We start from the raw sequence: 5592 nt of genomic DNA, 5'->3' as shown, positions 1-5592 counted from the left end.
GCCCAAAGCACCGGAACAATCCTTTGGCGAATGGTATAGCAAAAGAAAGGAACAAAATAAATCATGAGCAGGAACAAAATATTAGCGGCCGTTAAAAAAAATGAGTTTAGCCATGCCCCGCTACCAGATGTGGAAGTACTAAATTCCTTAACTACCAACTCCGGCGATCTGGCTCAGCAATACACAGCAGTATCAAGTGCCGGAGGTAGTTTTGTTTATGAAGTAGCTGATTTAGAAGCTGTAAAAGCTATTCTTGAAAAGGAGTTTAAATCCGGCGTGCAAATCATATCGGGAATTAAGGAACTGAGTGATTATACCTATGCAGGAGCCGTAGCTGGCGAACTGGCGCATAGCTTTGCCAATGTGGAATTAACCATACTACAGTCAGACCTTGGCGTAGCCGAAAACGGTGCGCTATGGTTAACCGAAAGTCAGATGAATGTGAGGGTTTTGCCTTTTATAAGCCAGCATTTGGCTGTAATAATTAGTCGGAAGGCACTTGTACCTACTATGGCGCAAGCCTACGTTAAAATTGGCAACACTGATTATGGCTACGGAGCATTTATATCCGGCCCTTCAAAAACAGCCGATATTGAACAGTCGTTGGTTATTGGCGCGCATGGCCCGCGCAGCCTTTCTGTCTTTATACTCCCATAGCCCTTTTAAATTAATACCAATATATGCTGCCTGCTATTAAATAAATAGCAGGCTTTTTTGTTTCATATAACTCTCATTATCAGTATATTTAAACAATGTGACACAACAGTGAAGATAACCTATTGTTTAAATATACCAATTGGTATATTTTTGTACTATCAAAAACAACATCAAAATGAAGACCTCACAAAACACAGTACTTATTACCGGCGGAAGCGCGGGAATAGGATTTGAAATAGCTAAACAATTATCAGCTAAAAACAATCACGTTATTATAGTTGGCCGTAATACCGAACGTTTGGAAAAAGCGGCAGGACAATTACAAAATGCAACTGCCATAACCGCTGATATAGCGGATGCTGCCGATGTAGACAAGTTGGTAACTAAATTAAACCATGATTTCCCGGCCCTAAATATGGTGATCAACAACGCGGGCTATGCCACACTTAACAGCATAGTTAACGACGACGATATTTTTGACAAAGCCAGTGCCGAAATGCATACCAATTATCTTTCAGTTTTAAGACTCAACCAAAAACTATTGCCGCTGTTGCAAAAACAACAGGAATCGGCTATAGTAAACGTATCATCAATAGTAGCGTTTGTTCCTGGCAGATTAACTGCAACCTACTCTGCCACTAAAGCTGCCTTACATTCCTACACCCAGGCATTAAGGGTTGCTTTAGCTGACACTACAGTTAAAGTATTTGAATTAATGCCACCATTGGTTGATACTGAATTCTCGGCAGAGATTGGTGGTCATAATGGTATTCCGGCTTCACAAGTGGCCGATGAATTTATAGCCGCACTTGAAACCGATAACTATGAGATCAGAGTTGCCGGTACCGAACAACTTTATCAGTTATTTCTTTCATCACCTGCCGAAGCTTTAAAAGTAATGCAGGCTCCCAGATAATCATAGGCCTCAATACTTTTCATACAACCTGGATATAAACATACAGGTTGTATGAAAATATTATTGTAATGGTATAATCATACTTTACCTGATACGTTAAATATATAATACCAGTTGGTACATTTGTATTATGGAAACTGAATTATCAAAAGCCGAACGTACCCGACAGTTTATCATCGAATCAACATCGGGCATCTTTAACAAAAAAGGATACGCAGGTACCTCGTTATCTGATTTAACAGATGCTACTGGCCTTACCAAAGGCAGCATCTATGGCAACTTTAAAAACAAGGAAGAAGTTGCCGTTGCCGCTTTTGAACACAATACGGGTAAAGTACGTAAACAGGTAGCTGCATTGATGGATAAAGCAGATACCTATTATGATAAACTAATGGTGTATTCAAGTGTATACCATAATTTCAATACTAAAAACTTTCCGGAGGGTGGCTGCCCTATATTAAATACCGCTGTTGATGCAGATGACACCAATCCTTTGTTAAAGGAAAAGGTTGCCCAGATAATTTTAAGATGGAAAAAACGACTTGAGGAATTGATACAGGGAGGCATTGATGCGGGCGAGTTTAAACAGGATGTAGATGTGCCCAGAACAGCCCTATCTATCATGGCATTAGTTGAAGGGGGCATCATGATAGCCCGGGTAACAGGCAAGCAGGCTCATTTAGATTCCATACTAAAAACCATGCATTTGTTGGTTACCGACCTTAAAATTTAACCTGTAACTTAATTATTACAGCAATAAGATTTTGGCCGAAAACAAAAGGTATTAATCAATCGTTATCACCTTTACCAATTGAATAATATGCCTAAAAAAATTTTGATCCTCGATGATAGTGAGGATATACTCGAAGTGATGAAAGACACACTTGAGATGGAGGGTTACGAAGTTCAGAGTATGAACTTTACGGATGATATTTGTGAGGCAGCCATCAGTTATAATGCTGATATGGTAATCCTGGATTACATTTTATTCGGAATAAACGGCGGCGAACTTTGCCACATGCTTAAAACCACGCCGGAAACGGCGCACATCCCGGTAATTATGGTTTCGGCATACCCGAGGGTGTTGGAATCGTTAGGAAATTACGGTTCAGACGCTTTTATTGCCAAACCTTTTAATCTTTCGGATATTACCGACACCATTAAAAGCTGCTTTTTGAAGGCTGGCAATGATGTTGAACATGCCGATTGCGATTTTTAGTAAAACCTTCTCTTCCAGATTAATTAGTCATTCTTAAATATTAAGGGTGACTAATTAATTCTCCACTTTTGAGCCTCACACCAAAACAAAGTTGAGCCTCTCAGCAAACTTTTATTCCGGTCTTTACCCCAATTTTGTTTCGTAATTAAACAACGTAAATAAAATGAAAAAGGTAATATTAATAACCGGGGCATCTGCCGGTATGGGTAAAGAAATGGCCAGACATTTGTATCAGGACGGCCACATAGTTTATGGCGCCGCCCGTCGCGTTGAAAAAATGAACGACATCAAAGAACTTGGTGTAAAAGTTTTAGCTATGGATGTGACAGACGAGGCATCAATGGCTACCGGACTTGAAATCATTATTAAGGCAGAAGGCCGTATTGATGTGCTCGTAAACAATGCCGGATTTGGCTCTTATGGCGCTATTGAAGATGTACCTATCAGTGATGCCCGCTATCAGTTAGAAGTAAACGTATTTGGTGCAGCACACTTAACACAACTGGTATTACCCCACATGCGCCGTCAGGGTTATGGCAAAATACTCAATATATCGTCTGTAGGCGGCAAATTTGCCACGGCATTGGGCGGTTGGTATCACGCCAGCAAATTTGCGTTGGAGGGCCTGAGCGATAGTTTGCGTAACGAGGTAAAGCAATTTGGCATTGATGTAGTGGTTATTGAACCCGGTGGTGTTAAATCTGAATGGGGGCATATAGCTATCGATAACCTGATGAAAACCTCAGGTAACTCAGCTTACCAAACTATCGCCAAACAATTTGCCGGTATATCCCAAAAGGTTGAATCAAAAAATGCTGAACCTATTGTGATAGTTGATCTTGTTAGGAAGGCTATTGCCGCCAAGCAACCTAAAACACGCTATCATGGTGGCTACATGGCCGCAGTGATCCTCTTTATGCGCAAAATACTTCCCGACCGCATCTTTGATAGAATGCTGTTGAGCCAGTTAAAGTAAATGGTATATTTAAGATATTTGATCATGATGAAAAATAACGGCCATATATTGTTTAGTAACTTATTGTACTCATGCATTGACAGAAAACAACGCGCTAACGAATCGTTTGTACCAGAACATGTTTTTGGGTACATCATATCGGGTGAGAGCCACCAGAAAACAAATGAGGGAACCCGCGTTTTCGGGCCTGGCACCATTGCTCTTGTTCGTAGAAATCAGCTCATCAAATCAAATAAAGTCCCTGGCCCGGAAGGTGAGTTTAAATCGGTGAATATATTTTTTGAACAAGACTTTTTACGGAAGTATAGCGCCGAAAATAAGCTTGCACCTGCAAAGCGCTATACGGGAAATCCTATTTGCCTGCTCCAGCCTGATGCCTTTATAAAAGGATACTTTGAATCGCTGTTGCCTTATCTTGAACATGGCTGGCGCAGTACCGCTCCAATGGCCGAATTAAAAACTAAAGAAGCTATCGAGTTACTGCTAACAATGAATCCGGCTTTTTATGATTTTCTTTTTGACTTTAGCGAACCCTATAAAATTGATCTGGAAGCATACATGAACCAGCATTATATGTACAATGTGCCTACAGCCCAGTTTGCTAAACTAACCGGCCGCAGCCTGGCCAGTTTTAAACGCGATTTTGAAAAGATATTTCAGACATCCCCAGGCCAATGGCTCCAGCAAAAACGCTTATCCGAAGCTTATTACCTCATTAAAGAAAAAGGACAAAAACCATCTGAAGTATACCTTGATGTGGGCTTTGAAAACCTGTCGCATTTTTCATATACTTTTAAAAAGGCGTTTGGCGTAGTGCCCTCAAGGGTGTAACGATGTGGATCACTAATAGTTAAAGATGTTTGTTTTACGGTTAGTTTTAGATAGATTTATGCTATAAATAAACCTATCTGCATGAACTTGAACCTGCTTATCAAACTTTCATTATTTGGATTGGTCATGGGTATTGCAACGGCCTTTTTCATTCCCAGCAATATAGAGGGCATATTATGGCTAATTATCTTCATTGTATGTGCTTATCTGATAGCTAAAAACTGTTCCCAAATGTATTTAACAAACGGATTTTGCCTTAGTCTGCTTAATTGCGTCTGGATCATCGCGGCGCATGCCGTTTTCTATCATTACTATGAAAAGGGGCATGCTCAGGAAGCGGCTATATACAATGGCAATCCTTACAAAATTGCTCCACAGCTTGCAATGGCCATTATGGGTATTTTTACAGGCATAGTTTCCGGATTGGTGCAGGGCATATTTGCCTTTATTGCATCAAAAATTGTAAAGAGCAAGCATCATGTTAACCCAGTTGGATAACTTTTACCTGCAAAAGGACGAACCTGTAAGAAGCTGCCTGCTGGCCCTTCGCGAGATCATCCTGAAGCAAGACGAAAATATCTCCGCATCCTGGAAATACGGGATGCCATTTTTTTGTTATAAAGGCAAAATGTTCTGCTATTTATGGGTGCATAAAAAACTTCATCAACCATACATTGGCATTGTTGAAGGTAACCGTATTGAACACCCTAAGCTTATTATGGAAAAACGTGCCCGCATGAAGATCATGTTATTTGAAGCAGATGAAGATCTGCCGGTTGAAACTATTGAGGCAATTTTAAAACAGGCTGTTGAGTTGTATAAAAGCGGGGTGGTAAAGGTTGGATAGGTAATAAAACTACCTTTCCATTTTTTGAACATTCCATCATAAATAAAACAATTGATTGTATATCTTTGCAGCAATGCTTCCGTAGTTCAATGGATAGAATTATGGTTTCCGGTACCATCGATATGAGTTCGAATCTCGTCGGGAGC

General features: G+C 40.3%; 8 protein-coding genes and 1 tRNA gene. All 9 read left to right on the top strand.

Translation table 11 applies throughout. The annotated features are described in order from the left end of the window. The first annotated feature begins 63 nt into the window (after positions 1–63). The 9 genes from AAGC65_RS08525 to AAGC65_RS08485 all read left to right on the top strand — a co-directional run bounded on the left by AAGC65_RS08525 (position 64) and on the right by AAGC65_RS08485 (position 5592). Positions 64–657, top strand: a complete 594-nt coding sequence (locus AAGC65_RS08525; protein ID WP_343112013.1) for an LUD domain-containing protein — start codon at positions 64–66, stop codon at positions 655–657. A 175-nt stretch (positions 658–832) separates the two neighbouring features. Continuing rightward, positions 833–1573, top strand: coding sequence for an SDR family NAD(P)-dependent oxidoreductase (locus AAGC65_RS08520; protein ID WP_343112012.1), 741 nt, complete (start codon positions 833–835; stop codon positions 1571–1573). Between the two features lie 130 nt (positions 1574–1703). Then, on the top strand, positions 1704–2306 hold the full coding sequence (locus tag AAGC65_RS08515) for a TetR/AcrR family transcriptional regulator (RefSeq protein ID WP_343112011.1): 603 nt from the start codon (positions 1704–1706) through the stop codon (positions 2304–2306). 87 nt (positions 2307–2393) lie between these two features. Continuing rightward, entirely contained in the window at positions 2394–2792 is a 399-nt protein-coding gene (locus tag AAGC65_RS08510) for a response regulator (RefSeq protein ID WP_343112010.1), read from the top strand. A 163-nt stretch (positions 2793–2955) separates the two neighbouring features. Beyond that, complete coding sequence (locus tag AAGC65_RS08505) at positions 2956–3768, top strand: oxidoreductase (RefSeq protein ID WP_343112009.1); 813 nt, start codon at positions 2956–2958, stop codon at positions 3766–3768. Between the two features lie 24 nt (positions 3769–3792). Next, complete coding sequence (locus AAGC65_RS08500) at positions 3793–4599, top strand: AraC family transcriptional regulator (protein WP_343112008.1); 807 nt, start codon at positions 3793–3795, stop codon at positions 4597–4599. 81 nt (positions 4600–4680) lie between these two features. Then, positions 4681–5097 (top strand): hypothetical protein, encoded by a 417-nt coding sequence (locus tag AAGC65_RS08495; protein ID WP_343112007.1) that lies wholly within the window; start codon positions 4681–4683, stop codon positions 5095–5097. Then, positions 5078–5446 (top strand): DUF1801 domain-containing protein, encoded by a 369-nt coding sequence (locus AAGC65_RS08490; protein WP_343112006.1) that lies wholly within the window; start codon positions 5078–5080, stop codon positions 5444–5446. Before AAGC65_RS08495 ends, AAGC65_RS08490 begins: the two co-directional genes overlap by 20 nt. Before the next feature lie 75 nt (positions 5447–5521). Then, positions 5522–5592, top strand: a tRNA-Arg gene (locus AAGC65_RS08485).

Origin of the sequence: Mucilaginibacter sp., assembly GCF_039207105.1 — a bacterium.
GTDB lineage: Bacteria > Bacteroidota > Bacteroidia > Sphingobacteriales > Sphingobacteriaceae > Mucilaginibacter.
Note: the sequence above shows the minus strand (reverse complement) of the source record. Positions and strands in the feature narration are given on the sequence as shown.